25 protein-coding genes and 1 tRNA gene are annotated in these 25,304 nt (G+C 67.1%); 16 read left to right on the forward strand and 10 right to left on the reverse strand.

Annotation, left to right across the window (positions count from 1 at the left end):
* The gene (locus K7711_RS00405; RefSeq protein WP_372460113.1) at positions 1 to 1,299 is read left to right on the forward strand and encodes a KamA family radical SAM protein; all 1,299 of its coding nucleotides are present in this window, start codon (positions 1 to 3) and stop codon (positions 1,297 to 1,299) included.
* Here K7711_RS00405 and K7711_RS00410 read toward each other — a convergent pair.
* Complete coding sequence (locus tag K7711_RS00410; RefSeq protein WP_222963820.1) at positions 1,269 to 2,402, reverse strand: ARPP-2 domain-containing protein; 1,134 nt, start codon at positions 2,400 to 2,402, stop codon at positions 1,269 to 1,271. The genes K7711_RS00405 and K7711_RS00410 overlap by 31 nt on opposite strands.
* Positions 2,399 to 3,820, reverse strand: coding sequence for a hypothetical protein (locus K7711_RS00415; RefSeq protein WP_222963822.1), 1,422 nt, complete (start codon positions 3,818 to 3,820; stop codon positions 2,399 to 2,401). The genes K7711_RS00410 and K7711_RS00415 overlap by 4 nt, the downstream gene beginning before the upstream one ends.
* 198 nt (positions 3,821 to 4,018) lie before the next feature.
* Between K7711_RS00415 and K7711_RS00420 the strand changes: the two genes are divergently transcribed.
* The 5 genes from K7711_RS00420 (at position 4,019) to K7711_RS00440 (ending at position 8,190) form a co-directional block, all read left to right on the forward strand.
* A complete protein-coding gene (locus K7711_RS00420) occupies positions 4,019 to 4,648 on the forward strand; it encodes a SanA/YdcF family protein (RefSeq protein WP_222963824.1) in 630 nt (209 codons plus the stop codon).
* 304 nt (positions 4,649 to 4,952) lie between these two features.
* Positions 4,953 to 6,089 (forward strand): PepSY-associated TM helix domain-containing protein, encoded by a 1,137-nt coding sequence (locus tag K7711_RS00425; RefSeq protein ID WP_222963826.1) that lies wholly within the window; start codon positions 4,953 to 4,955, stop codon positions 6,087 to 6,089.
* A 63-nt stretch (positions 6,090 to 6,152) separates the two neighbouring features.
* Positions 6,153 to 6,311: a hypothetical protein gene (locus tag K7711_RS00430; protein ID WP_222963828.1), complete on the forward strand. Its 159-nt coding sequence runs from the start codon at positions 6,153 to 6,155 to the stop codon at positions 6,309 to 6,311.
* Positions 6,312 to 6,426: 115 nt separating this feature from the next.
* Positions 6,427 to 6,495: transfer RNA gene (locus tag K7711_RS00435), tRNA-OTHER, on the forward strand.
* A gap of 114 nt (positions 6,496 to 6,609) precedes the next feature.
* The gene (locus tag K7711_RS00440; RefSeq protein WP_308014365.1) at positions 6,610 to 8,190 is read left to right on the forward strand and encodes a TROVE domain-containing protein; all 1,581 of its coding nucleotides are present in this window, start codon (positions 6,610 to 6,612) and stop codon (positions 8,188 to 8,190) included.
* Between the two features lie 83 nt (positions 8,191 to 8,273).
* Here K7711_RS00440 and K7711_RS00445 read toward each other — a convergent pair whose 3' ends face one another.
* Both K7711_RS00445 and mca read right to left on the reverse strand, forming a co-directional pair.
* Positions 8,274 to 8,597 (reverse strand): hypothetical protein, encoded by a 324-nt coding sequence (locus K7711_RS00445; RefSeq protein WP_235746496.1) that lies wholly within the window; start codon positions 8,595 to 8,597, stop codon positions 8,274 to 8,276.
* Positions 8,594 to 9,475, reverse strand: a complete 882-nt coding sequence (mca, locus tag K7711_RS00450) for a mycothiol conjugate amidase Mca (RefSeq protein WP_051193650.1) — start codon at positions 9,473 to 9,475, stop codon at positions 8,594 to 8,596. Before mca ends, K7711_RS00445 begins: the two co-directional genes overlap by 4 nt.
* Positions 9,476 to 9,680: 205 nt before the next feature.
* Between mca and K7711_RS00455 the strand changes: the two genes are divergently transcribed.
* Together K7711_RS00455 and greA are read left to right on the forward strand one after the other, a co-directional pair.
* Entirely contained in the window at positions 9,681 to 10,253 is a 573-nt protein-coding gene (locus K7711_RS00455; RefSeq protein WP_222963830.1) for a DUF4307 domain-containing protein, read from the forward strand.
* 311 nt (positions 10,254 to 10,564) lie between these two features.
* Complete coding sequence (greA, locus tag K7711_RS00460; protein WP_040827691.1) at positions 10,565 to 11,059, forward strand: transcription elongation factor GreA; 495 nt, start codon at positions 10,565 to 10,567, stop codon at positions 11,057 to 11,059.
* Between the two features lie 93 nt (positions 11,060 to 11,152).
* Here the strand turns inward: greA and K7711_RS00465 are convergent, their stop codons facing one another.
* Positions 11,153 to 12,295 carry a cystathionine gamma-synthase gene (locus K7711_RS00465; RefSeq protein ID WP_222963832.1) on the reverse strand — a complete coding sequence of 381 codons (1,143 nt, stop codon included), beginning with the start codon at positions 12,293 to 12,295 and terminating at the stop codon, positions 11,153 to 11,155.
* An 88-nt stretch (positions 12,296 to 12,383) separates the two neighbouring features.
* Between K7711_RS00465 and K7711_RS00470 the strand changes: the two genes are divergently transcribed.
* Both K7711_RS00470 and K7711_RS00475 read left to right on the forward strand, forming a co-directional pair.
* Entirely contained in the window at positions 12,384 to 13,547 is a 1,164-nt protein-coding gene (locus K7711_RS00470) for an acyl-CoA dehydrogenase family protein (RefSeq protein WP_222963834.1), read from the forward strand.
* Positions 13,548 to 13,716: 169 nt separating this feature from the next.
* A complete protein-coding gene (locus tag K7711_RS00475) occupies positions 13,717 to 13,980 on the forward strand; it encodes a DUF6401 family natural product biosynthesis protein (protein WP_235746497.1) in 264 nt (87 codons plus the stop codon).
* A 4-nt stretch (positions 13,981 to 13,984) separates the two neighbouring features.
* Here K7711_RS00475 and K7711_RS00480 read toward each other — a convergent pair whose 3' ends face one another.
* From K7711_RS00480 to K7711_RS00490, 3 genes are all read right to left on the reverse strand, one after another.
* Positions 13,985 to 14,440: a hypothetical protein gene (locus K7711_RS00480; RefSeq protein WP_222963838.1), complete on the reverse strand. Its 456-nt coding sequence runs from the start codon at positions 14,438 to 14,440 to the stop codon at positions 13,985 to 13,987.
* Positions 14,441 to 14,600: 160 nt separating this feature from the next.
* On the reverse strand, positions 14,601 to 15,221 hold the full coding sequence (locus K7711_RS00485) for a transglycosylase SLT domain-containing protein (protein ID WP_222963840.1): 621 nt from the start codon (positions 15,219 to 15,221) through the stop codon (positions 14,601 to 14,603).
* A gap of 800 nt (positions 15,222 to 16,021) precedes the next feature.
* The gene (locus K7711_RS00490; protein WP_222963842.1) at positions 16,022 to 17,419 is read right to left on the reverse strand and encodes a cystathionine beta-synthase; all 1,398 of its coding nucleotides are present in this window, start codon (positions 17,417 to 17,419) and stop codon (positions 16,022 to 16,024) included.
* 136 nt (positions 17,420 to 17,555) lie between these two features.
* Here K7711_RS00490 and K7711_RS00495 point away from each other — a divergent pair, with 136 nt between their 5' ends.
* The 3 genes from K7711_RS00495 (at position 17,556) to K7711_RS00505 (ending at position 20,539) form a co-directional block, all read left to right on the forward strand.
* Positions 17,556 to 18,026: a hypothetical protein gene (locus tag K7711_RS00495; protein ID WP_235746633.1), complete on the forward strand. Its 471-nt coding sequence runs from the start codon at positions 17,556 to 17,558 to the stop codon at positions 18,024 to 18,026.
* 278 nt (positions 18,027 to 18,304) lie between these two features.
* A complete protein-coding gene (locus K7711_RS00500) occupies positions 18,305 to 19,165 on the forward strand; it encodes an SGNH/GDSL hydrolase family protein (RefSeq protein WP_308014367.1) in 861 nt (286 codons plus the stop codon).
* Between the two features lie 153 nt (positions 19,166 to 19,318).
* Positions 19,319 to 20,539, forward strand: a complete 1,221-nt coding sequence (locus K7711_RS00505) for an acetyl-CoA C-acetyltransferase (RefSeq protein WP_222963845.1) — start codon at positions 19,319 to 19,321, stop codon at positions 20,537 to 20,539.
* Between the two features lie 211 nt (positions 20,540 to 20,750).
* Here K7711_RS00505 and K7711_RS00510 read toward each other — a convergent pair whose 3' ends face one another.
* Positions 20,751 to 21,530, reverse strand: a complete 780-nt coding sequence (locus K7711_RS00510) for an alpha/beta fold hydrolase (protein WP_222963847.1) — start codon at positions 21,528 to 21,530, stop codon at positions 20,751 to 20,753.
* 196 nt (positions 21,531 to 21,726) lie between these two features.
* Between K7711_RS00510 and K7711_RS00515 the strand changes: the two genes are divergently transcribed.
* From K7711_RS00515 to K7711_RS00525, 3 genes are read left to right on the forward strand one after another with little or no spacing between them, the layout of a single operon-like run.
* A complete protein-coding gene (locus K7711_RS00515; RefSeq protein WP_222963849.1) occupies positions 21,727 to 22,356 on the forward strand; it encodes a nuclear transport factor 2 family protein in 630 nt (209 codons plus the stop codon).
* A complete protein-coding gene (locus tag K7711_RS00520; protein ID WP_222963851.1) occupies positions 22,353 to 23,357 on the forward strand; it encodes a sigma-70 family RNA polymerase sigma factor in 1,005 nt (334 codons plus the stop codon). The genes K7711_RS00515 and K7711_RS00520 overlap by 4 nt, the downstream gene beginning before the upstream one ends.
* On the forward strand, positions 23,345 to 24,232 hold the full coding sequence (locus K7711_RS00525; protein ID WP_222963853.1) for an NAD(P)H-binding protein: 888 nt from the start codon (positions 23,345 to 23,347) through the stop codon (positions 24,230 to 24,232). The genes K7711_RS00520 and K7711_RS00525 overlap by 13 nt, the downstream gene beginning before the upstream one ends.
* Before the next feature lie 94 nt (positions 24,233 to 24,326).
* On the opposite strand, the gene K7711_RS00530 is transcribed toward K7711_RS00525, so the two are convergent.
* Complete coding sequence (locus K7711_RS00530) at positions 24,327 to 25,184, reverse strand: Bax inhibitor-1/YccA family protein (RefSeq protein ID WP_222963855.1); 858 nt, start codon at positions 25,182 to 25,184, stop codon at positions 24,327 to 24,329.
* Positions 25,185 to 25,304 lie beyond the last annotated feature (120 nt).

Consider the following 25,304-nt stretch of genomic DNA (forward strand, 5'->3'; position numbering starts at 1 on the left):
ATGAAGCTCTTCACCGGCGACCGGCTGGCGGGGTTGGCCCGGCGCCGTGGGCTGCCCGAGGATTACCTGCGGGACCTGCGAGTCGTGTCCGCCGTGTTGCCCTTCCGGGTCAACAATTATGTCGCCGACGAACTCATCGACTGGTCCGCCGTACCCGACGATCCGATCTTCCGGCTGACCTTCCCGCATCGGGACATGTTGCCGCCCAGTGTATTCACCGCCGTCGCGGAGCTGCTGGACGCCGGAGCCTCGCGCGAGGTACTCGCCAAAGCGGCAGCAGCCGCGCGGCACGCACTGAATCCGCATCCCGGCGGTCAACTCGAGGAGAACGTGCCGATGCTGGACGGACATCCGGTTCTCGGCCTGCAGCACAAGTACCGGGAGACCGTGCTGGTGTTCCCGTCGCAGGGGCAGACCTGCCATGCCTATTGCGGGTATTGCTTCAGGTGGGCGCAATTCGTCGGGTCGGAGACCCGCCAGGCGCTGTCGCACCCGCAGCGCATGACCGGATACCTACGCGAGCATCCGGAGGTGACGGACCTGCTGTTCACCGGCGGCGACCCGATGATCATGCGTACCAGCGTGTTACGCCGCTGGGTGGAACCGCTCCTCGCGGCCGATCTCGAGCACGTCGCAACCCTGCGGTTCGGAACCAAATCACTGTCGTACTGGCCGGCCCGCTTCACCGAGGAGCCCGATGCGGACGACCTGCTGCGGCTGCTGGAGCAGTGCGTCGCGGCGGGCAAGCACGTGGCGGTGATGGCCCACTTCTCCCATCCGCGGGAACTGCAGACCACGGCGGTGCAGCAGGCCATCGCGCGGGTGCGGGACACCGGCGCGGTGATCCGGGGGCAAGCTCCGCTGGTCGCGCACGTCAACGACGACGCCGAGACGTGGGCACAGCTGTGGCAGCGGTGCGTGGCGGCCGGGATCATTCCGTACTACATGTTCGTCGAGCGGGATACCGGTGCGCGCAGCTACTTCGAGGTCCCGCTGGCACGAGCCCTGCGCATCTACGTGGACGCGATCTCCCGGGTCTCGGGGCTGGCCCGCACCGCTCGCGGCCCGGTGATGTCGACCCATATCGGCAAGATCGTCCTCGACGGAGCCCCGATCGTGCACGGCGAGCAGGTCTTCGCGCTGCGCATGCTCCAAGCGCGCAACCCCGAACTGGTCGGCCGGCAGTTCTTCGCACGGTACGACCAGGGCGCACACTGGTTCGACGACCTCGAGCCCGCGCTCGGTAGCGAGATCCCCCGGCCGCTGCCCTATCGAGATCGGCGCATCGTGGCGCGATAGCCGTCGAGTACGTCCTGGCGGAGCAGATAGGCGAATCCGGAGGACTTCAGGCGCAGGCCCAGCTGCGCCTCGGTGATGCCGAGTTCGGTTGCGGTCGTGGATATTCGCCAGTCGCTCGCGGCCAGACGGGTCAGGAGGTGGCCGCGGCGGACCTGATTTTCCGAGAGGCGGAACGTCTTCAGGTACGCGACGCGGCCTCTGGCATCGGTGATCGTCTCGCCGATGTGGTTCTCCCGCTTCAATCGGAACGGCGGCAGGAAACGCGACAGCGTGAACGAACCCATCCGATAGACCTTGTCCCAGGTGTACTCGTCGTCGATCAGGCCCGCAGCCATCGTCTCGTCGTGGAATCGCGCCCAGTCGCTCTCCTGCTGCACAGCAGCAGCTCTCAAGTCGTCGAGCGAATCGATTCCCGAATCCGGCAAGCGCACCGGAAATTCGGGTACCGGTGGCATCAAATACGCGTAGTGGTAGATCAATTCGCCGTAGAGATCCTGAATCAGGCTGAGATGCAGGGCCCGATAGTCCTCGGGATGCGGCACCACGAAGGCTGCCGCGAGCGCATCCCCGACATGGATCATCACACCGCACTGCTGTGGTTGAATCTCGAAGACCCGCAACGCATCCGAGAGTCCACTCACCTCGGCGCCCAGATACGCCTGCTCGGCCCGCGGCGACAGACCGTGTCGCAGCGCCCGCTGCGACCATTCCGACCAGGCGACCACCGGACCGCCGAAATGCAGTGCCAGATAACCCTCCAGCGCCAGATGCAGCGGCAGGAAACGCAGCCGGGTCCGCTCCTGCCGCCGGGCCATGCGGCGATGGAACCGCAGCGTCATCCGCTCGGGGCGATCAGCGGCCAGTTGCGTTCCGTAGGCGGCGGCGACCGAATCCTGCCCACTCCAATCCGCCACGAAACCGTGTGGGATATAGGAGATATAGCGCGCCCGACCGAGATCGACCACACCGTGGTCGGCGTCGTAGAGCTCGGCGTGCAGGCGCAGACCGGCCACCGGCGCCGCACGCAGCAGCGGCACCAGCCGCACCCCGCCCCACACCTGAGCGGGACCGGTGGTCAGCCCGGTGAGATCCAGTGCGTTCATCGGCTCTGCACGAACGTGGCTGCGCGATCGGCCAGATGCACTGTCAGCTCGGATAATTCGGTGCGTCCGGTGGCGAAATGGGCCAGCTCCACCAGCGCGGGCAGATCCTCGGCATTCCGGATCCCCGCGGTGGGCGTCACCGCCGACACCCGGCGCACCTCGAAGTTCTCGGCGTCGAACACCGGATTGAGGTGCACTACGTCGACGCGACCGTCCGGATCCAGGACACCGCGCCAGACGCGCAGCACTTCCGCCGCGAGTCCGGGCGGTGCGTTGTCCCAGCCATCGGACACGATGACCACCCGGTCGGGCGCGGTGTCGAGCGCGTCGATGATCCGGTGTCCCAGCGGCGTCGCGCCGTACGGATAACCGAGCAGCGCGTCATCCCGCCCGGATGTCCACAGCGGAACGTACTCCCGCGCCAGCACCTGCAGCAGGTGGTGACAGGCCAGCGCCACGGCGAGCGGGCGACGTCGCTTCACCACCGACCCGAAGCTGGAGAAACTGTCGTCCAACACCGCGGCCACCCGACCCCAGCGGCCACGCTGCGCACCCGCCGTACGCCGGGCGGCTGCGCACAGTGCGTCGGTGAGCTCGGCGCGACGTCGTGCGCGATCGTCCAGCGACAGCGACAGCACATAGGACGCCAAGCACGTCAACGACATTCGACTCAGGTCGGTTCGCAAGGCCGACGCGTCGAGCCGTTGTGCGGACTCCTGCAGACGCAACTGCTCGAGCTGGGTCAACCGGGGTGCGATGCGCTCCAGGAAGACGGCCCGGTCGATGCGATGCTCGACCGCGAACCCCTCGGCGACCGTGTACGGCAGCTCGTAGATCGCGGCCTTCTCGTAGTGGGCGCGGCGCCACGCCTCCAGCAGCGGCGTGTCGAAGTGCTTGCGGCGGCGTGGGGCGAACAGGAAATCCCCCGTCTCCGCACCGGCCGCCGGAAGGTGCGCATGCCGCAGCGCCGTCTTGACCGCACTGCGATATTTGACCGCGTCGAAGGCCGGGTCGGGGCGGGTCGCGAGCCAGTCGCGGATGATGGCCCGCGTCCGGCGATTGTTGACCCCGGCCGCGCGCAACTCACGAAACAATCGGTAGACCCGTTGCGGCGGAAGGAGTTCCAGCCGCCGGGCGATCAGGCGCCCTTCGGTGCGACGCTGCTCGCCGGTGGCCTCGCGCGCGGATTCCAGCAGTCGCCGGACGATCAGCACGGCGTTGTGATCATTGATCTCCAAGGCCAGCATCGCGGCATACAGTTCCCGATAATTGCCGAGCATGTACTCGTGGAGGAAGTCCAGCGACAGTCGCTGCCGCCCCTGCTCGGCATGGAATTCGCGCTGACCGGTGGCGGTGATCGCGGCATTGGCGAACAGCAGCACGTCCTCGGCGGCGAGCCGATCGCTGCTCGAACTCATGACGGATCTCCCGGGTAGCTGGGCGCCGGCCGGGGAATGGGGGCACGAACAGCGAACAAGTGCGGTAAAGGCAATTTCCGGAAGTCGCACCGGAGTCCCGCGGCCGGCCGTGGGACCTTATCAGTGCCGGTCCGGGCGTGTCGCACGATTATCGCGTGGACGACCGCGCCGCCGGAGTCGTCTGGAAGAGTGGTGACGATGGAGGAACAGCGCCCGCGTGCGCGGTGGTTGATGCGTGGAGCGCTCGGCGCGGGGGCGGTGCCGATGCTGATCGTGTCGGCGGCGAACGCTCTGTTGCGGATCTTGTCGGCCGGACATCGGTTCACCGTGTCGACCGTGCCGTGGGCGCCGGTGGTGATCGTGCCGGGGGCGAAGATCGGGCCGGACGGGCTGCCGATGACGTACCTGCGCGGGCGGCTCGACATCGCCGTCGAACTGCTCGCGGCGGGCAAGGGCGACGAGGTGCTGATCTCCGGCGACGCGCAGGGCCGCTCCGGTGACGAAATCGCTTCGATGCGAAGCTATCTGACCGACCACGGCGTCGCCCCGGCCCGGATACGCGACGATGGCGAAGGTTTGTCCACCCGCGCGACCTGCGAACGAGCCCACGACCTGTTCGGTATCGACCGCGCGATCATCGTCACCCAGCACCAGCACCTACCGCGGGCGATCGCCCTGGGCCGCGGTGCGGGCATCGATACCGACGGTGTGGACGCCTACCGCGATTGCACTCGAAAGACGCTGCTGCGCAACACTGTTCGAGAATGGCTCGCCGCCCCGAAAGCAGTTGTGGCGCTGATCGTTTCGAGTCGGAACCGCAAAGGGTAAGAGCCGAACCGACCCTGACGACATCCACCGTGGATACCCCGCCGCCGACCGGCTATTGACAAGTTATTATTAGGTTAGGCTATCTTGCTGATGGAGGTGGCGTAGCGCCGGATATCGACGGCCGGGCATTCCGCCGAGCCGAGCGCAGTGGAGGGGGTACCGGATGTCGACAACGGACGAGTCCGACACCAGGATTCGGAGACCTCGTGACGAACGCGAAGCCACCGCCACGGCACCCCCGCCCCGACCTCTGCGACGTCGCCGAAAGGCACCGGTACTCAAGCGTTTCCGCACACTGCGCACGGTGGTCCGATGGTCGACGGCAGTACACCGCTGGGTCACGGTGGTCCTCGGCCTCGCGCTGGTGGCCCAGGTGAGCTGCGGGTGCGTGCTGCTGTTCCGGCCCGAGATCTACCGGATGAACCACCCGGAACTGTTCGCGGCCACCGATACTCGCCCGGCGGTCACCGCGGCCGAGGCCATCCGGATCACGCGCGAGACCCGGCCGCTGGTCCGAGCCCAGGCGACTCTGATCGACGGCGTATTCCAGGTGCGTTCGGGACGCGCCGGACCGGCCACTTACATCGATGCGGGCAGTGGCCGGATACTCGGCACGGCCGACCCGAACGGCGGATTTCTCGGATTCCTCACCAACTTGCACGCCTGCGCCCTGTCCTGCGAGAAATTCCCCGGATATCAACCCTGGCTGGCCCGTACGTGGCTGACCGTTCCGGTCGGCTACTGGCTGATCGCGCTGCTCGGCGCGGCCCTGGCCTGGTGGTGCGCGAGCGGACTGCTCATCTGGTGGCCCGGAATCCGGAACCTCACCACGCGACTGAAGATCCATCTGCACCGCGGCATCTATCGCGCCCTGCGCGACGTACACGACGTCCTCGGCGCGGTCACCATGGTGTTCCTGCTGTTCTGGGCCCTGACCGGCGCCGGATTCCTGATCCCCGCGATCGCGTCGGCGTGGTACGCGATCACCGGAACCCATTCGGTCACCCGGACGGTGTACTCGGTTCCCGGCGAAGGCCCCGATGTGAGCACCGATTCCGCGGTCGCAGCCGCGAAATCACTCGTCCCGGCCGGGCGTGTGGTGGCCGTGATGGAACCCGGCCCGAACCCCGCCGACACCTACGGCATCGACTTCAACCAGGGCACGACCGTCGGCCGCGGCATCGTCCCCCTCCCACCGACCTCGGTGGCCGTCGACCGCCACACCGCCACCGCCACCATCACCCGCGGCGGCGACGTCCCCCTGGCGAACACCCTGTGGGACAAGTGGACCTACGCACTGCACTTCGGCTCCGTCGCGCCGTGGCCCCTGCGAACGGTCTGGCTCGCAATAGGATTCACCCCCATCGCACTCACCCTCACCGGCATCTATACCTGGCTGCATCGGCGTCGTCGTCTCTCCCGCCCCAGGGCCCGCACGTGAAGTCACCGGCTCGCGTGCCGAAACCGTGACCCGGGAGCACTTCCGGTTGGGTATTCCCACGGTATGAGGAACACCGCAGCAGCCGGTTCGGCGGAACGGCGGCCCTGGTACGCCGATCTCGAGGATGCCGAACGTCGCGGCGCCCACGGCAGTGCCGGAATCGGCTATTTCGACTGTGATTGCGACATCTGCCATCAGCGCCATCACGAGAGGTCGTTCTGAACACGAACGGACAGCACGTCACATTTCCGGCACTTTTCCTTCCGCACCCCCGGTGACCTGCGGTGAAAAATCCGTGGCGGCCATCGGGATTCGGTCCGTATATTTCCCTTCGTGCCCGGTGCGCAGGCAACGGATACTCCGACTTCTAATCGGCAGGTTGCGGGTTCGAATCCCGCCCGGACCACTCTCGGCCCGGTAGCTCAAGTGGCAGAGCAGCTCACGTACCGTCGTCGACTCGATCTCGGGCACAACGTTTCGCACCTGTCGGTGCGACATCCGACACACGGGGGAAAGCACCGTGAGCAAGTTCAACACTGCACACATGCGCACCGGCGCGACGTCGGCGGTGCTGACCGCACGGACGCCGTCGGGGCGGACCTACGAGGGCGCGCCGGGATACGAGCGCAGCCCGAAGGGTGAGCTGTTCCTGCTCGCGGTGTCGAACATGGTGGGCGAGAACACCTTCTACGAATCCGGGCACGCGCGCGACAGCCGTTACGCCGAGCTGATCCGGGCGAACACCCTCGCCGATCCGGAGTGGACCGCGCGCTTGCTGCGCTGGCTGCGCACGTCGGCGAACCTGCGCACTGCCGCACTGGTGGGCGCGGTGGAGTTCACCCGGGCGCGACTGACCGCCGGTGAGTCCGGAATGTCCCGCCAGACAATCGATTCCGTGCTACTGCGGGCCGACGAGCCGGGTGAGCTGCTGGCCTACTGGCTCACCTCGTACGGACGGGCGCTGCCCAAGCCGGTCAAGCGCGGTGTCGCCGACGCGGTGCGCCGACTGTACGACGAACGCGCACTGGTCAAGTGGGATTCGTCCGCGAACTCCGTACGCTTCGGCGACGTGCTGGATCTGGTACATCCGGCTCCGTCGGACGACAAGCCTTGGCAGGGTGAGCTTTTCGCACACGCCCTGGACCGCCGCCACAGCCGCGACACCGCGATCCCGGACCGGCTGCGCATCCTGCGGGCCCGCGCGAACCTGCTCGCGCTGCCGTCCGGACCGCGACGTCGCGCGCTGTTCGACGACCCCGAAACCGCTCGCACGACGCTGCGTGCGGCCGGAATGACCTGGGAAGCGGTGGCCGGCTGGTTGCAGGGTCCGATGGATGCCCGGGTGTGGGAGGCACTGATCCCCTCGATGGGCTACATGGCGCTCCTGCGCAACCTGCGCAACTTCGACAAGGCCGGAGTCAGCGATTCGGTGGCCGCACAGGTCGCGGACCGGCTCGCCGATCCCGAGCAGGTGGCCCGGTCGCGGCAGCTGCCGATGCGGTTCCTGTCCGCGTACCGGGCCGCACCGTCGCTGCGCTGGGGGCAGGCACTCGAACTGGCGCTGGGGCACTCGCTGGCTTCGGTACCGGTCCTGCGCGGTCGCACCCTGGTCCTGGTCGACACGTCGTTCTCGATGAACTCGGTGTTCTCCCAGTACGGTTCACTGCGCCGCTGGGATGCCGCCGTGGTCTTCGGGATCGCGCTGGCGAGCCGGTGCGAGCGGGTCGACGTGGCGTCCTACTCGATGTCCAGCCTGGTCTTCGACCTTCGGCCCGGGGAGGCGCTGCTGCGGGCGGTCGAGCGGTGGAAGACCGACGGCTACTTCATCGGCGCGGGCACCGATACCGCTCGGGCGGTACGCACCCACTTCGACGAGCACGATCGGGTGGTCATCCTCACCGACGAGCAGGCCGAGGGCAGCGACGTCGGCGGGGCGCTGCCCGCGTCGGTGCCGCTCTACACGTGGAACCTCGCGGGCTATCGCCTGGGCCACGCACCGAGTGGTTCACACAACCGCCACGCCTTCGGCGGTCTGACCGACGCGGCCTTCGCCACGATCGGTCTGCTGGAGGCCGGCGCCCACGCGAACTGGCCGTTCTGACCAGGGCCACACAGCAATTCGCCCTGTTCCGGAGATCTCCGGAACAGGGCGTATTCATACTCGGCTGCCGCGCGGGCGCGAGTTCAGGATTTTCCTGGCGGTTTCGTCTCGCGGCTCCCGGCCCCGGCCGCGTCGGACTTCTGGTCCTCGGCCGCTTCGACCTCGGATTCCGTCTCGGCCTCCGCCGCGCCCGGATCGGTCCCCTCGTCGGCGGCCTGATCCGGTTCGGGGTGCTCCGGGGAGAAGTCCGCGGGCAGATTCTTGATGTGCTTGTTCATCGAACGGATCAGCAGCACGGTCCCGGCCAGCAGGACCAGGACGATGACCAGACCCAGCGGAGATGCCTTGCCGAACTCCGGTCCGGTCGGATTGGTGGTGGTGTTCTGGGCCAGAACGGTGAGAATCATCGGTCCGCCACCTCGATCTGTGGATCCTCGATCCCCGCGAACAGGTCGGTCTCCGGGATCTCCGTGCGCACCCGGGTCTTGGCGAGTTCGAACTCCTCGGTGGGCCACAGCCGCTGCTGCATCTCCATCGGGATAGCGAAGAACGCGCCGTTCGGGTCGATCTGGGTGGCGTGCGCGCGCAACGCCTCGTCACGCTGCGGGAAATACTTGGAGCACTCGATCTGAGTGGTGACCCGGCCCATGATGTCGCCGCGTTCCTCGGCGGCCTTGCGGAACCGGTCCAGCCACTCCTGCATCGGGAACGGCTCACCGATGCGCTCGAATTCCTGCGCGAAGATCTCCATCCGCGAAATGCTGAATCCGTGGTCGTAGTAGAGCTTGCTCGGCGTCCACGGTTCGCCCGCGTCGGGGAACTTCTCCGGATCGCCCGCGGTCAGGTACGCGGCCATGGACACCTTGTGGCACATGATGTGATCCGGGTGCGGATAGCCGCCGTTCTCGTCGTACGTGGTGATCACGTGCGGTTTGAACTCGCGCACCACGCGCACCAGCGCCTCGGTGGCCTCCTCCAGCGGAACCAGGGCGAAGGATCCCTCGGGCAGCGGCGGCAGCGGATCGCCCTCGGGCAGCCCGGAATCGACGAACCCGAGCCAGTGCTGACGGACGCCGAGCGCCTTGGCGGCCTCGGCCATCTCCTCGCGCCGCACCTCGTCCATGCGCTCGAGAATGCCCGGGGTATCCATCGCCGGATTGAGGATCGACCCGCGCTCACCGCCGGTGAGCGTGACCACGAGAACGTCGTTGCCCTCCGCGGCGTACTTCGCGGTCGTCGCGGCGCCCTTGCTCGACTCGTCGTCGGGATGGGCATGCACCGCCATGAGGCGCAGACCGGTCACGACTCCACCATCTCACTCACGCCGGGCTCACCTCGTAGCTCACCGTCTTCACCTCATAGCTCTCCGCCGCCATCCGGGCAGGGGGGTGTCAGATCTGTCTCCCTATAGTTCCATCCGACCCTCTTTTGTTCCGAGCTACCCCCTGCAAAGGTGAGGTACGCCGATTACCTGCGGGAGCGAGCAGATCATGAGCGAGCGCAGTGAGCGCACGACGAGCGCGGGCGAGCCTTCGCCCGCGCCGGAACCGGGCGTCGGCGAGGCCGGGACCCAGGAGACCGCGAACTCCGACTCCGATACCGGCGACCAGGCGAGCCCGACCGAAGCTTCGCGCACGGCGAGTCGGCCCGGGTCCGGAGGGGTCGGCGATCGCTACGGCAAGGCATCCACCCGCCGCCGCTGGGTACTTCCCGTGCTGAGCGTCGGGGTGGTCGTGCTGGGTCTGATCATCGCGTACATCGGCTATAGACAGTTCGGGCCGAAGGATATCGATCCGGAACAGCTCGGATATACGGTCATCAACGATTCGACCGTCGAGGCGCATTTCAAGGTGACCCGAACGCATCCCGAACGTGCCGCGGTGTGCTTCGTGCGGGCGATGGACTCCAACGGCAGCGAGGTCGGACGGCGCGAGGTGCTGATCGCGCCCTCGAGTAGCGGGACGGTCGAGCTGAAGACCATCGTGCGCAGCGTGGCACGACCGGCCGCAAGCGATATTTACGGCTGCGGCGGCACAGTTCCCGCCTACCTGCGCGCCGGATGATGCGCCCGACCGGGCGATCCAGGCGAAACGCCCTGCAATCACCGCTCCGACCTGCATCTTTGTAAATCGTGCTAAAATGATGCGATACACGGTTCCGAAGGCTCGGAGCCGTGTTTGCTGCATTGGCGGCCAGCGGTATCAGTTCTCGGCACACAATGCCACACGAGAACGGGGCCTGTCGGGGTTCGACGATATCCCCAGGGATCGCTCCAGCCGTCGTCTGTTGCTGTGCGCATCCACGTGGGGCGTGCACGGTTGCGGGTATTTGGGAATCCCGGTTCGCCGGGAACAACTACTAGGGAGTGATCGAGATGACTGAGACGCAAGTGACCTGGCTCACACCGGAGTCGCATGAGAGGCTCAAGGGCGAACTCGACGCGCTCATTGCCAATCGTCCGGTCATCGCGGCCGAAATCAACGAGCGACGCGAGGAGGGCGACCTCAAGGAGAACGGCGGTTACCACGCGGCGCGCGAGGAGCAGGGCCAGCAGGAGGCCCGCATCCGTCAGCTGCAGGAACTGCTGAACAACGCCAAGGTCGGCGTCGCCCCGACCAAGTCGGGCGTGGCGCTGCCGGGTTCGGTCGTCAAGGTCTACTACGACGGTGACGAGACCGATACCGAGACCTTCCTGATCGCGACGCGCGAAGAGGGCCTGGGCGGGTCGAACCTCGAGACCTACTCGCCGAACTCCCCGCTGGGCGGCGCGCTCATCAACGCCAAGGTCGGCGAGACCCGCGAGTACACGTTGCCCAACGGCAACATCATGAAGGTGACCCTGGTCAGCGCGGAGCCTTACCACAGCTGAGTCCCGGTCGGCTCGCAGCAGGCCGACCGAACCGTAGAACAACGCAGCGGCCGCACCATTCGATGGTGCGGCCGCTGTGCTCATCTGCCGAAGTTACAGTGCCTGCTCGATATCGGCCAGCAAATCACTGACATCTTCGATACCGACCGAGAGCCGCACCAGATCCGCGGGCACCTCCAGCGCCGAGCCCGCAGTGGAAGCGTGCGTCATCGCGCCCGGATGCTCGATCAGCGACTCCACCCCGCCCAGCGATTCGGCGAGGGTGAACAGTTTCGTGTTCGAGCAGAACTTCAGTGCCGCATCGCGACCGCCCGCCAACCGCACCGAGATCATCCCGCCGAAGCGGCGCATCTGCTTCTGCGCCACCGCATTTCCGGGATGCTGCGGCAGGCCCGGGTAGATCACCTCCGCGACGGCCGGATGCCCGGACAGGAATTCGGCGAGCGTCTCGGCGTTGTCGCAGTGCCGATCCATCCGCACCGCAAGGGTTTTGATGCCGCGCAGCGTCAGGAACGCATCGGTCGGGCCGGGCACCGCGCCCGCGCCGTTCTGCAGGAAGGCGAAGGCGGCATCGAGCTCGGGATCGTCGGTGACCAGGGCGCCGCCGACCACATCGGAATGTCCGCCGAGGTATTTGGTGGTCGAGTGGATCACGATGTCCGCGCCCAGCAGCAGCGGCTGCTGCAGGTACGGCGAGGCGAAGGTGTTGTCCACCACCAGTTTCGCGCCGCCGCCGTGCGCGACGTCGGCCAGCGCCGGAATATCGCCGACGTTCAGCAGCGGATTTGTCGGCGTCTCCACCCAGACGAGTTTGGTGTTGGGGCGCAGGGCGTTACGCACCGCGTCGGGATCGGAGACCGGTGCGACCGAGTACTCGATGCCCCACTGCGTGAACACCTTGTCGATCAACCGGAACGTGCCGCCGTACGCGTCGTCGGGGATCACCAGGTGATCGCCGGGCCGCAGCGTCGCCCGCAGCGCACAGTCCGTGGCCGCCATCCCGGAGGAGAAGGCCCGGCCGTGCCGCCCCGACTCGAGCGCGGCCAGATTGGCTTCCAGCGCGGTGCGAGTGGGATTGCCGGTGCGGGCGTACTCGAAGCCGCCGCGCAGTCCGCCGACGCCGTCCTGGGCGAAGGTGGAACTGGCGTAGATCGGCACGTTCACCGCGCCGGTCTGCGGATCGGGATCGAATCCGGCGTGCACGGCGCGTGTGGAGAACCCCAGCTGATCGGTCATGCCGACCAGCCTAAATCCGGGCGCAAACTCCCCTCACGACGGGCCGGGTGCCATTGTTACCGACATCTCTCCGCCATAGGGTGAGCGCATGGTCACCGTCGACGAACTGTTCGCCATCGATTCCCTGCTCACCGACACCGAACGACAGATCCGCGACACCGTGCGCGCATTCGGTGAGCAGCGACTGCGACCGCATGTGGCCGACTGGTTCGAGCAGGGCACCTTCCCGGCGCGCGAGCTCGCACCCGAACTGGGTGCGCTCGGTCTGCTGGGCATGCATCTGGACGGATACGGCTGTGCGGGTACTTCGGCGACCGAGTACGGCGTGGCCTGTATGGAACTCGAGGCAGTGGATTCGGGCGTGCGCAGCATGGTCTCGGTGCAGGGTTCGCTGGCCATGACCGCCATCCACGAATACGGATCTGAGGAGCAGAAACAGCACTGGCTCCCGCAGATGGCGGCCGGGCGGGCACTGGGCTGCTTCGGGCTCACCGAACCCGATTTCGGCTCGAATCCGGGCGGTATGCGCACCCGTGCGGTCCGTGACGGCGCGGACTGGGTGCTGAACGGTTCGAAGATGTGGATCACCAACGGATCGGTGGCCGACGTCGCGGTGGTGTGGGCGCGCACCGAGGAGGGCGTGCGCGGATTCCTCGTCCCCGCGGGTACGCCCGGATTCACCGCCCGTGAGATGCATCGCAAACTCTCGTTGCGCGCCTCTGTCACGGCCGAACTCGATCTGGACGGCGTGCGGCTGCCGGGTGATGCCCTGCTGCCCGATGGCAAGGGGCTTTCCGCGCCGCTGGGCTGTCTGTCGGAGGCACGGTTCGGCATCGTCTTCGGCGCGCTGGGGGCCGCCGCCGACTGTCTGGCCGCCGCCATCGATTACGCGCGCACCCGAGAGGTGTTCGACAAGCCGCTGGCCGCCTACCAGCTGACCCAGGCCAAATTGGCGGATATGGCCGTCGAGTTGGGCAAGGGGCAGTTGCTCGCGCTGCATCTGGGCCGATTGAAGGATCGCGGTGAGCTGCGTCCGGAACAGGTCAGCGCCGGAAAGCTCAACAGCACCCGCGAGGCGATCGCGATCGCGCGGCAGTGCCGGACCATTCTCGGCGCGAACGGCATCACCCTGGATTATCCGGTGCTGCGGCATGCGAACAATCTGGAATCGGTGCTCACTTACGAGGGCACCGCCGAGGTACATCAGCTCGTCCTCGGCGAGGCTCTCACCGGGTCCAAAGCATTTCGCTGACAATCCATTTCGGCTCGCCACCGTCTTCTCGGACGGATATCGTGCGGAACTGCCGAAAATGCCCGGAAGTTGCTATTCTGTCCGGGTGTTTCAGTTCGGCTCCGCGTTGTTGGAAGTATCAGCGCGCAAGACTTTGAATCGGCTGGACAAATCGCATGGAATCCCCGCGATGGTCGCAGCCGAACAATCACCTGCGGTATGCGCCGCCCTCGATCAACACGCGGCCGCCGTCCGCGACATCGTGGAACGCGGAATCGAGAATTCCGCTGCCGTCCCGGTGTCGGTGTTGCTGGCCGGTTATGCGCGCGGGCTGGTGGAGAATTCCAGCCGGTCCGCGATCATCGCCCCGCGCGATCTGGAGGCGTGGGTACGAGCCGACTGGCTGCCGCTGCGCCTGGCCGCGATCTGCCTGCTCGCCACGGATCGGGACTGATCTTCTAGCGCGGCCACGAATCGTGCGATAGACGCTGATTACGCAGCGCGTCCTGGCGTCCTCGCCGATATGCCTGGGCCTGTCCGCGCGCAGCGGTCCGTTGTTCCTGGATCTCGGGCGAATCGCTGCCGCGGCGATGTCGCACGAACCCGGGCAGGCGCGGCCCGACGAGCAGCACCAGCACCGCGCCGCCGAGCGCCACGACCGTGCCCAGGATCGGCAACGTGACCGAGGCGGGCACGCCGATCTGTCCCAGCACGGCCGCCGCACCGATGCCCCAGATGATCACGGCCGCGAATCGGCCGACCATGCGCCCGTGGGCCGGGTCGCGGAAACGCTTCGCCACCGGACTCATCACGATGCGCCCCAGGACGGCCGCGACAACGGCGATGACGAGTGCGTCCGCGAGATTCGGCAGCCAGGATGCGAGCTGCGTCCGCATCGGATCCACCGCGTGCACGAAAGCTCCCTCGCACCGCGTGTTCCGGCCGGGTGCCGAAACACTCCTCGCCCGGTTATACCCCGGGAAAACACCTTCACCCGCAGTTTGCGCCGATATTGCTGATTCGATACAACGCGCGGATATGCCGGGTTCGGCAGATCGACAAGAAAGAGACCGGTCAGTAGGCCGAATCCACGTTGTCCATCGAGCCGTAGCGCGCGGCGGCATAGTTGCAGGCCGCGGCGATATTGGCGACCGGGTCCCAGATATTCCACGAGGTGCCCTCGACGTGATACGCCTGGAAGGTCGGATCGATGACCTGCAGCAGCCCCTTGGACGGGATGCCGGCGGCGGCATTGGAGTCGTACAGGTTGATCGCCTGGGTGTTGCCACTCGACTCACGAATGATGTTGCGGTAGATGCCGTTGTAGCTGCCCGGGATCCCGTGCGCGGACATGACGTCCATCGCCTGATGGATCCAGCCGTCCAGGTTGTCCGGGTAGCTCGGCGGGGGCGGCGGCAGAACCGGGGCCGGCGCAGGCGCGGGCAGCGGCGCCGGCATCGGCGCGGGAGCCGGTACGGCAGCGGCCACGGGCTGAATCGGCGCGGCCGGGGCGGGGAGCGCGGCCGCGGGGGCCGGATGGGTCGCCTGCTCGATCGTCGAGGCCAGGGCGACGGGCGCCACGTGCGGGGCACCTTCCCCGGCCGCCGAGGTGATGGCGGCGAGGGCGGCCACGGCCAGGGTGGCGGATCCGGCGGTCCGTGCGACCGCCTTGGCTCTACTGCTCTTGATGGACATGCGAAGTGGGTTCCTACTCTGGGTTTCGGCCGTTGCCGGCCGCAGCAGGCAGCACTGAATAGAGGCGAACACCGTTTCTCGGTAGGCTCGCCCGAGCACTGGATGCTGTTGGGCTCAGAAAAGGGGGAGGCTCTTACTCCCCGCTGATACGACGCGACTCAGCGATTGCCGGGTGGCGCGCCGACGCGGGAGGCTTTCGCGGCCGCGACGGCAAACGCTGCGAGTGCTGCGCCGGGTGGCGCGACAAACGCGGTCGTATTCCGCATAGCGTTGACAACTCCTCGTGTAATCCGGACTCGCGGTCCGATAACCAACGAGGTCACAGAGTGATTGCGGTAGGTTAACGTAAACTTAACTGAAGATGAACAGACGATGTTTCTCGGCCAGTTTGCGCATGATCAGCAATCGCTATCAAGCCCTGAGCGGGGAGTTTGATTGTTTGTACCGAGTGCGCCAGATCACAGAAAAATTTAGCGTGTCGTGCTGTACGAAGCCGTTTCGAGACGATTTTCGCCCCTCAGGACACAACCGCATAACGGCCCCGACACCCACTCCCCCACCCCGAACCCCCACCCCCGCACGCCTCAAGCAACCCCTCGGCAAGCCCACCCGAACCACCCCACCCAAAAAAATCGGCGGCGCCCTGTGGGCACCGCCGACTCGCAACAACTGATCTCACACGAACATGGGTAACTCCCCGGGTACCCCCAAAACCCGGCCCCCTCCCAACCGCCGCCCCGAAGCACAAGCCCCCAGGCACCCAACGGCACGCTGAAGTCCCGGAGAGGCGGTCCAGCCCCTCAGTGCACTGCGGGGATTCCCGAGGCGCTCAGGAAGCCGAGCAGATCGTGCCGGGTGATGACACCGATCGGCTTACCGTCCTCGACGACCATCAGCGCATCGGTGGACTCGAGTTCCTTGGTCACCGCGGACACCGACTCGCCGGAGCCGATCAGCGGGAACGACGGGCTCATATGCTTCGACACCGGATCGGTGAGATGCGCGCGGCCCTCGAACACCGCCGAGAGCAGATCGCGCTCGGTCACGCTGCCCGCCACCTCGCCGGCCATCACCGGCGGCTCCGCGCCCACCACGGGCATCTGCGACACGCCGTACTCGCGCAGGATCTCGATGGCGTCGCGCAGCGTCTCCTGTGGATGCGTGTGCACCAGATCGGGGATTGCGCCAGATTTGCCACGCAGTACGTCTCCGACCGTCGGCTCGGCGATGCTGCCGTCCAGCCGGGACTGCAGGAAGCCGTATGAGCTCATCCACTGATCGTTGAAGATCTTCGACAGGTAGCCGCGGCCGCCGTCGGGCAGCAGCACCACCACGACCGCGTGCGGATCGCGCTCGGCCACCCGCAGCGCCGCCACCACGGCCATACCGCAGGACCCGCCGACCAGCAGGCCCTCCTCGCGGGCCAGGCGGCGGGTCATCTCGAAGGAATCCGCATCGGAGACCGCGATGATCTCGTCCGGAATCGCCGGATCGTAGGCGCTGGGCCAGAAATCCTCGCCGACGCCCTCGACCAGGTACGGCCGGCCGGTGCCGCCGGAGTACACCGAGCCCTCCGGATCCGCGCCGACGATCGTGACCTTGCCGCCGGAGATCTCCTTGAGGTAGCGGCCGGTTCCGGTGATCGTTCCGCCGGTGCCGACGCCCGCGACGAAATGGGTCACCGTGCCGTCGGTGTCCCGCCAGATCTCCGGGCCGGTGGTCTCGTAGTGGCTGGCCGGGCCGCCGGGATTGGAGTACTGATCCGGCTTCCACGCACCCGGGATCTCGCGCACCAGACGATCGGAGACCTGGTAGTAGCTGTCCGGATGCTCGGGCGGAACGGCGGTCGGGCACACCACGACCTCCGCACCGTAGGCCCGCAGCACGTTGCGCTTGTCCTCACTGACCTTGTCCGGGCAGACGAAAACACATTTGTAGCCGCGCTGCTGGGCGACCAGCGCCAGGCCGACGCCGGTGTTGCCGGAAGTCGGCTCGACGATCGTGCCGCCCGGCTTCAGCAGGCCCTGCTCCTCGGCGGCGTCGATCATCTTGACCGCGATGCGGTCCTTGGAGCTGCCGCCCGGGTTCAGATATTCGATCTTGGCCGCCACCAGGCCGGACTCGGGCCCCACCACCGAGTTCAACCGAACGAGCGGGGTGTTGCCGATCAGCTCGACGACATGGTTCGCGATGCGCATGCCGCCCATCGTTCCAGAAGTAGCCGACAGTGCTGCTGCGACCCCGTGGTCACGCACGCGCGCCCCGCGAGTGTGCGTCGCGGCCGGACGGGCACGGACTCCGCTATCATCGGCCGCTATCATCTCCGGCGTGAGGATGCCTCAGACCGCCCGCAGTGCCGCAATCCTGCTCGGCTCCCTCGGGGCCGTAGCCGCGATAGCCTCGTCCGCCGTCGCGGGCGCACAGACCGTTCAATTCCCGCAGACGCCCAGCCTGTTCTTCGGCGGGCTCTGTGGTGGAAATATCCGTACCTGGGCCGATACCAGCCCCGACTATGCCGGTCGGGCCGTGTTCAACGTCCAGGCCCAGCCCATCCAGGGCGTCGGCTCCGGCTCGTACCCGCTGGCCCCGCTGTGCAACGTGGACACCACCGTCGCCTGGCGCAATCTGAACACCGGCGCCGCCGGCCAGTGGCGGGTGAACGTCGTCTCGGGCATCTACGGCAGCATTCTCTACGCCGTGTATCAGAACACCGGTCCGGGCCGCATCGACGTGACCGTCACCACCAACAATCTGAGCGTGCCCAGCCACGCGACCTTCGACGTCCCGGCCCCTCCCGGACACTGACCCGACCACTTTCGTCCGTACCGGCGCACCCCGTCCGCACTGCGGGCGGGGTGCGTTCGTTCGTGTGGTCCGCGATCCGGCGGTCCGCATCCGCGACGCACACGATCGCGGAACCCGCACCCGCTGCAGGGCGTTGAGAGATGTGCGAGGACCGGTAACGGGTGCGGCTGTCATTCGGAGGGTGCTCCCGGGCCGGTGATGGTGCACGATGGATGCCGACGCCCGAACGGGCCGATGAACTGGGACGCAGCGGATAACGAGGACGGAGAGGCACTGCCGTGGTAAAAGGCTGGCGCACCTTCGCGGTGACGAGCGCCGCGACAGTCGTGGCGGGTTCCGGCGCCGGAACCGCCTCGTGGGCGACCTATCGCCTGCTGATGTCGCAGGCGCAGGCCGCGCGCACGCTGATCGGGCGGGACACCTCCAAACCCCCGGAGGCCGACGGTGTGTATACAGCCGGCTGCCTCGTGCCCGAATCATGGCGCACCGGAACGCCTTTCGACGTCCATCTGATGATCTTCGGTGATTCCACCGCGGCCGGGGTCGGTTGTCACAGCGCCGAGGAAGTGCCCGGCGTGCGGATCGCCCGCGGCGTGGCCGAGGCGTCCGGGCGGCGAATCCGCTTGAGCACCAAGGCAATTTCGGGCGCCACCTCGAAAGGTCTGGCCGGACAGGTGGATGCGATGTTCGTGGCCGGTCCGCCGCCGGACGTCGCGGTCATCCTGGTCGGCGCCAACGACGTCACGAAGAAGCACTCGGTCCTGCAGTCCGCACACCGATTGCGCAGCGCGGTCGAACGCCTGCACAAGGCCGGAAGCGTTGTCGTGGTCGGCACCTGCCCGGATCTGGGTACGGTGGCGGCGATTCCGCAGCCGCTGCGCACCCTGGTGCACAGCTGGAGCGTGCGCCTGGCCCGCGCGCAGGCGTCGGCGACCAGGTCCGCGGGCGGGTGCGCCGTGCGAATGGGCGATCTGCTGGGCCGCGATTTCCGCAGCACGCCGGAGGTGCTGTTCTCCGCCGACGGCTTCCATCCCTCGGCAGCGGGATACGAACTCGCGGCCGGATATCTACTGCCCGCGGTCCTGCGCGAGATCGCCGGTCACCGGACACATGCGATGGCCACGCTCCCGGACAGCTGACCAGCTGGTCCGATACGCCCGACCAGGCGCGGCCGGATTACCACATACCGGGTGTCGGACCTCCGATCCCGGCGACGTAAATTCGGAAGGGAATTCCGTACTCGAGTACCGAACGACCGGATGGTCGTTCACTCGCCCGACAAAGGAGTCCTCATGCCAGAGGCCGTCATTGTTTCCTTCGCCCGCTCCCCCATCGGCCGCGCGGGCAAGGGTTCCCTCGTGAGCATGCGCCCGGACGACCTCGCAGCGCAGATGGTCCGCGCCGCCCTGGACAAGGTTCCGGCGCTGGATCCGACCCAGATCGACGACCTCATGCTCGGCTGTGGTCAGCCCGGCGGTGAGGCCGGTTTCAACATGGCCAAGGTCGTCGCCACCCAGCTGGGTTACGACTTCCTGCCCGGTGTCACCCTCAACCGCTACTGCTCCTCCTCGCTGCAGACCACCCGCATGGCGCTGCACGCGATCAAGGCCGGTGAGGGCGATGTGTTCATCTCCGCCGGTGTCGAGACCGTCTCGCGCTTCCCGAAGGGCACCTCGGACGGCTGGCCCGACACCCACAACGGCCGGTTCGCCGAGGCCGAGGCCCGGACCGTCAAGCGCGCCGAGGGCGGCTCCGGCGGTTGGACCGATCCGCGCCAGAGCGGTGAACTGCCCGATATCTACATCGCGATGGGTCAGACCGCCGAGAACGTCGCCCAGCACACCGGGATCTCCCGCGAGGATCAGGACCACTGGGGCGTGCGGTCGCAGAATCGCGCCGAGGAGGCCATCAAGTCCGGCTTCTTCGAGCGTGAGATCACCCCGGTGACCCTGCCGGACGGCACCGTCGTCGCCACCGACGACGGCCCGCGTCCCGGCACCACCTACGAGAAGATCTCGCAGCTCAAGCCCGTCTTCCGTCCCGACGGCACGATCACCGCCGGTAACGCCTGCCCGCTCAACGACGGTGCCGCGGCGCTGGTCATCATGAGCGACACCAAGGCCAAGGAGCTGGGCCTGACCCCGCTGGCGCGCATCGTGTCCACCGGCGTGTCGGGTCTGTCCCCGGAGATCATGGGCCTGGGCCCGATCGAGGCCGTGCGCAAGGCGCTGAAGATCGCCGGCAAGACCATCGACGACATCGACCTCTACGAGATCAACGAGGCCTTCGCGGTCCAGGTGCTGGGCTCGGCACGTGAGCTGAAGATGGACCTGGACAAGCTGAACGTCTCCGGCGGCGCGATCGCCCTCGGCCACCCGTTCGGCATGACCGGCGCCCGCATCAGCGCCACCCTGATCAACAACCTGCAGACCCACGACAAGCAGTTCGGTCTCGAGACCATGTGCGTCGGCGGCGGCCAGGGTATGGCGATGGTGCTGGAGCGCCTGAGCTAGAGCTCCCCTGCCTCTCCGAGCCTTCAGCGTGTCGTTGGGTGCATGGAGGGTTGTGCTTCGGGGCGGCGGTTGAGCGAGTGGCCAGGTTTCGGGAGTTCCGGGGAGTTACCCATGTGCCCCCGAAATCAGTTGTTTCGGTTCGTCGGGAAACCGCTCGAAAGAAGAGGGCGGCTGCTTGTGGCAGCTGCCCTCTTTCCGTTGTAGCCGGGGTCTACCGGTTGGCTGATGCTAGGAAATCCCGAACCAGAGGGCTTGCGGTGGAACGGAATTCCTCGAAGTACGCATGCCGCGCGCCCGGGATCAGCGCGAGGCTCGCGCCCGGAATGCGTTCGGCGATCAGCGGGGCGTTGGCCACGGGGTTGAACCGATCATCCGCACCGTGCACGACCAGCGTCGGCGCGGCGATGGTGGGCAGCACATCCCAGGCATCGTGCCGGTGACTGGCGATCAGGTGACGACGTTGCGCGTACGAGGGCATCCCCGGGTCGCCGAGCGTCTGATACGGCCCGGTGGTGCGGGCCAGCCAGTCCGGGGTGTACATCAGGTCCAGCAGCGTCTGTTGTGCGGTGGCCGGATCGGCGAGCAGACGGCGGATGTCGTTTCCGCGATCGACGCCGTGTCGCGCGCCGGGTGAGGTACAGCCCAGTACGAGGGCACGCACCCGTCCGGGATATTCCGCCGCGATCCACTGCGCCACCCGGCCACCCATCGATGTGCCGTACACATCGGCCCGATCGATCCCCGCCGCGTCCAGCACCGCAATCGCATCATCTGCGAATCCCCTTGTGCTGTAGGGGATATCAGGCTTGTCGCTGTCACCGGTGCCGCGATAGTCGAACGTGATGGTGCGATGCGATCCGTGGAAGTCCTCGCGAACGCCGTCCCACCAGTGATGGTTGTTGGACTGCCCGGCCAGCAACAACAACGGAAATCCATCGCCCTGACTCTGATAGGCGAGCCGAACCCCGTCACCGGCCTCCGCATACGGCATCGCCGAATCCCCTTCCTCACGCACACGAAAATCGGCCGGCTGTCCACATTACTGCGGACGGTCAGCCGCTCTCCCCGCGCAGGTCCGGGACCTCGAACGGATGGCCTCCCGAAGACGCGGACCCACCCGCCGATGAGTTTGCGCACTCCCGCGGATCTACCTCAACAACCGGGTACAGATTCGAAGGAGTTCGACCATGGACAGAACAGTGGTGGTGCGATACCGCACCCGCGATGACGCCAGGGCGGAGAACCGGCGGCTGATCGAGGAGGTATTCGCGCAGTTGCATCGCGAGCAGCCCGCGGAGGTGACCTATTGCGCATTCGAACTGGGTGACTCCGGGCAGTTCGTGCACACCGCGACCGCTGCCGACGGCGCACTGTCGGAACTCGACAGTTTCCGGCGGTTCCAGCGTGAGATCGGGTCGCGGGTGGTGAACGGGCCCGAGGCACAGGCGGCGACGGTGATCGGCGCGTATCGGCCGGCCCCGGCGAGTGTGCCCATCGCGGTGGCGTTCGTCGAGGCATTCGGACGGCGAGATCTGCTGACCGTGACCGCGATGCTGCACGACGACGTCGTATTCGACGGTCCCCGAACACATCTCACCGGCGCCGCGGACGTGTCCGCAGCCATCGGGAAGTTCGCCGAGGCGGTGACCGGGGTGGAGGTCATCGACGCGTTCGGCGAGGACGATCGCGTGCTGGTCGTCTACGACATGCACACCGGCCCGTTCGGCACCCTGCGCACCGTCGACCACATCACCGTGCGTGGCGACCGAATCGCTGCCGACACAGTGGTTTTCGATACCGCACGGTTGCCGCGGTGAGCAACGAACCGTTCGATGTCGCCGCACAGCGCTATCGCACCGAGCTGTTCGCTTACTGCTACCGGATGCTCGGCTCGCCGCACGACGCCGACGACGCGGTCCAGGAAACCTATCTGCGCGCCTGGCGGGGGTACGACGGATTCCAGGGTCGCGCTTCGCTGCGGACCTGGCTGTACCGGATCGCCACGCACACCTGCCTGCGGGCGATCGAGCGACGCGCACATCGTGCGTACCCGTCAGGCCTGGGCGGACCGGTGACCGACCCGGCCGGGCCGCTGCAATCGCGTCGAGCCGAAATCGCCTGGGTGGAACCGGTTTCCGACACCGAGCTGGACCCGGCGGAGGTGGCGACGGCCCGGCACACGCTGCGGCTGGCCTTCATCGCGGCGCTGCAGCATCTGCCCGGTCGGCAACGCGCGGTGCTGATCCTGCGCGAGGTGCTGATGTTCCACGCCGACGAGGTCGCCGATCTGCTCGGCACCACCACCGCGGCGGTCAACAGCGCCTTGCAGCGGGCGCGGGCGCAGTTGGCGAAGACCGCCCCGCACGGCTACGACCTGGCCGAGCCGGAGGATGCGCGGCGTCGCACCCTGCTCGATCGCTATGCCACCGCCTTCACCCGCGCCGATATAGACGCATTGGTGCAAATCCTGGCCGAGGACGCGGTATTCGAGATGCCGCCGGTGCCGTCCTGGTTCCGTGGGCGCGCGGATATCGCCGCCTTCCTGCGGACCCGGCTTACCGAACCCGATGGCCGATATCTGGCGCCCACCGCCGCGAACGGCCAACCGGCCTTCGGCCTCTACACCCGCGGCCACGGCGGCGTCCATCGCGCCCACGCACTGCAACTGCTGACCGTCGGCCCGGCCGGGATCGCCCGAATCGACATGATCCACGACCCCACCCTGTTCCCGCGTGTCGGCCTGCCCCATCTGGCACCGGTCGACATCACGGCGAATCCCGTTCCAGCACAAGAAAAGAGCACGTCATGCATCTCCTGACCGGTGTCACCGGCCTGTCCGGCTCGATCGTCGTCCGGGAATTCGCCCGGCAGGCGGTCCCGGTTCGCGTCCTGGTCCGCGATCCGGATGCCGCACCCTGGTTGCACGACCTCCCGAACGTCGAGGTCGTGCGCGGCGATATGACGGTGGCAGAGTCGCTCGGCACCGCCTTCGACGACGTCGACCGCGCGCTGATGATCTCCTCGCCGCGGGGCGACATGGTCCGGACGCAGTGCCGCTTCATCGATGCCGCCGCCGCGGCCGGGGTGCGGCATATCGTCAAGTTCAGCGGTAAGGAATCGGGGACGACCTTCGATCCACAGGCATTTCGCGGCACCCGCTGGCACCTCGAGATCGAGAACTATCTGGAGAATTCCGGATTGGCGTGGACACATCTGCGGCCCAGCCAGTTCATGCAGCTCTACCTCCCCGGCACACTGACGGGCGTGGATCCGACGCGGCGGGCGCTGGTGATGCCGATCGGCCAGAGTCGGCTCGCACCGGTCGACATCGCCGACATCGCGCGGGTGCTGGTGGCCATGATGGACGCCGACGGCATCGAGGGCCGGGCGTTCGACATGACCGGGCCCGAGGGACTGACCATGTCCGAGATCACCGACCGGATCAGTGCCGCCACCGGCCGCACATTCGGCTACCAGGAGGTGACGCTCGCGCAGAAACGCGCCTTGCACGCGGCCGAGGGTCTGCCGCCGGAGGTGCTGGATCTCCTGGAGGAGATCTATCGCAGCCGATCCGCCTCGCCGGAGTGCCGGGTGGACCTGTCCACCCATCGCGAGTTCGGCGTCGAACCGAGCACTTTCGCCGATTTCGCCCGTCGGCATGCGGACGATTTCATCGCCGAGGCGGCAGCCTGATCGTGCGCCGGACCGCGCACGGGTAGCCGGATATGCGCAACGGGTGGCCGCCGAATCGGCGACCACCCGTTGCTCGGATCAGTGCGATACCGCGCTAATTGCGTTGCAGGTAGCTCAGCAGGCGCAGGATCTCGATGTACAGCCAGACCAGGGTGACGGTCAGGCCGAGGGCGACGCTCCAGGCCGCCCGCTCCGGCGCACCGGCGCGGATGAGCTGGTCGGCGGCGTCGAAGTCGAGCAGGAAGCTGAATGCCGCGATACCGATCACGATGAGGCTGAACACGATCGACAGCGGGCCGCCGTCGCGCAGGCCGAAGCCGCCGGGGGTGAAGAATCCGGCGATCAGGTTGCCGACCACCAGGACCAGCACACCGATCATGGCGGCGACCATCATGCGGGTGAAGCGCGGGGTGACGCGGATCGCGCCGGTCTTGTAGACCACGAGCATGCCGAAGAACACACCGAAGGTGCCCAGCACGGCCTCACCGATCAGGCTCGCACCGCCCACGCCGCCGAATTTCACATTGGTGAAGACGAACGACAGGGCGCCCAGGAACAACCCCTCGAAGGCTGCGTAACCCAGCACGATGGCCGGGTTGTCCTGCTTGCGGCCGAAGGTCGCGATCATCACCAGTACGAAGCCGACCAGCGCGCCGACGCCGACGAAAACGCCTGCGAGGCTGTTGTTCATCGAGGTCAGGGCGTAGGAGATGATCGCCATGACGGTGACCACACCGAGCGTGATGCCGGTCTTGGTCACGACGTCGTCGATGGTCATCGGCCGGGCGGCCGGGGCCTGCTGATAAGGCTGCTGCTGGTACGCCTGCTGATAGGGCTGGCCGTACTGGTCGAATTGCGGGGCGCCGGCAGTCGGCGAACCGAATCCCGCGTAGCCGCCGCCGCGCTGGGGTTGCGGCAAGTTTCTGAAGATCGGGTTGCTTGTAGTGCGCACCGTTCTCGTGCCTTTCCGGAAGTCGCGGTCCACGGCGATCGTGGCCGTTCTGAGTATCCAACGTGTCACAGGGAAGACAAGTTCCCAACCGGACAGAAATCGGACAAATCAGACTGTACC

The organism is Nocardia coffeae, assembly GCF_019890715.1.
In the GTDB taxonomy this organism is placed as follows: Bacteria; Actinomycetota; Actinomycetes; order Mycobacteriales; family Mycobacteriaceae; genus Nocardia; species Nocardia jiangxiensis.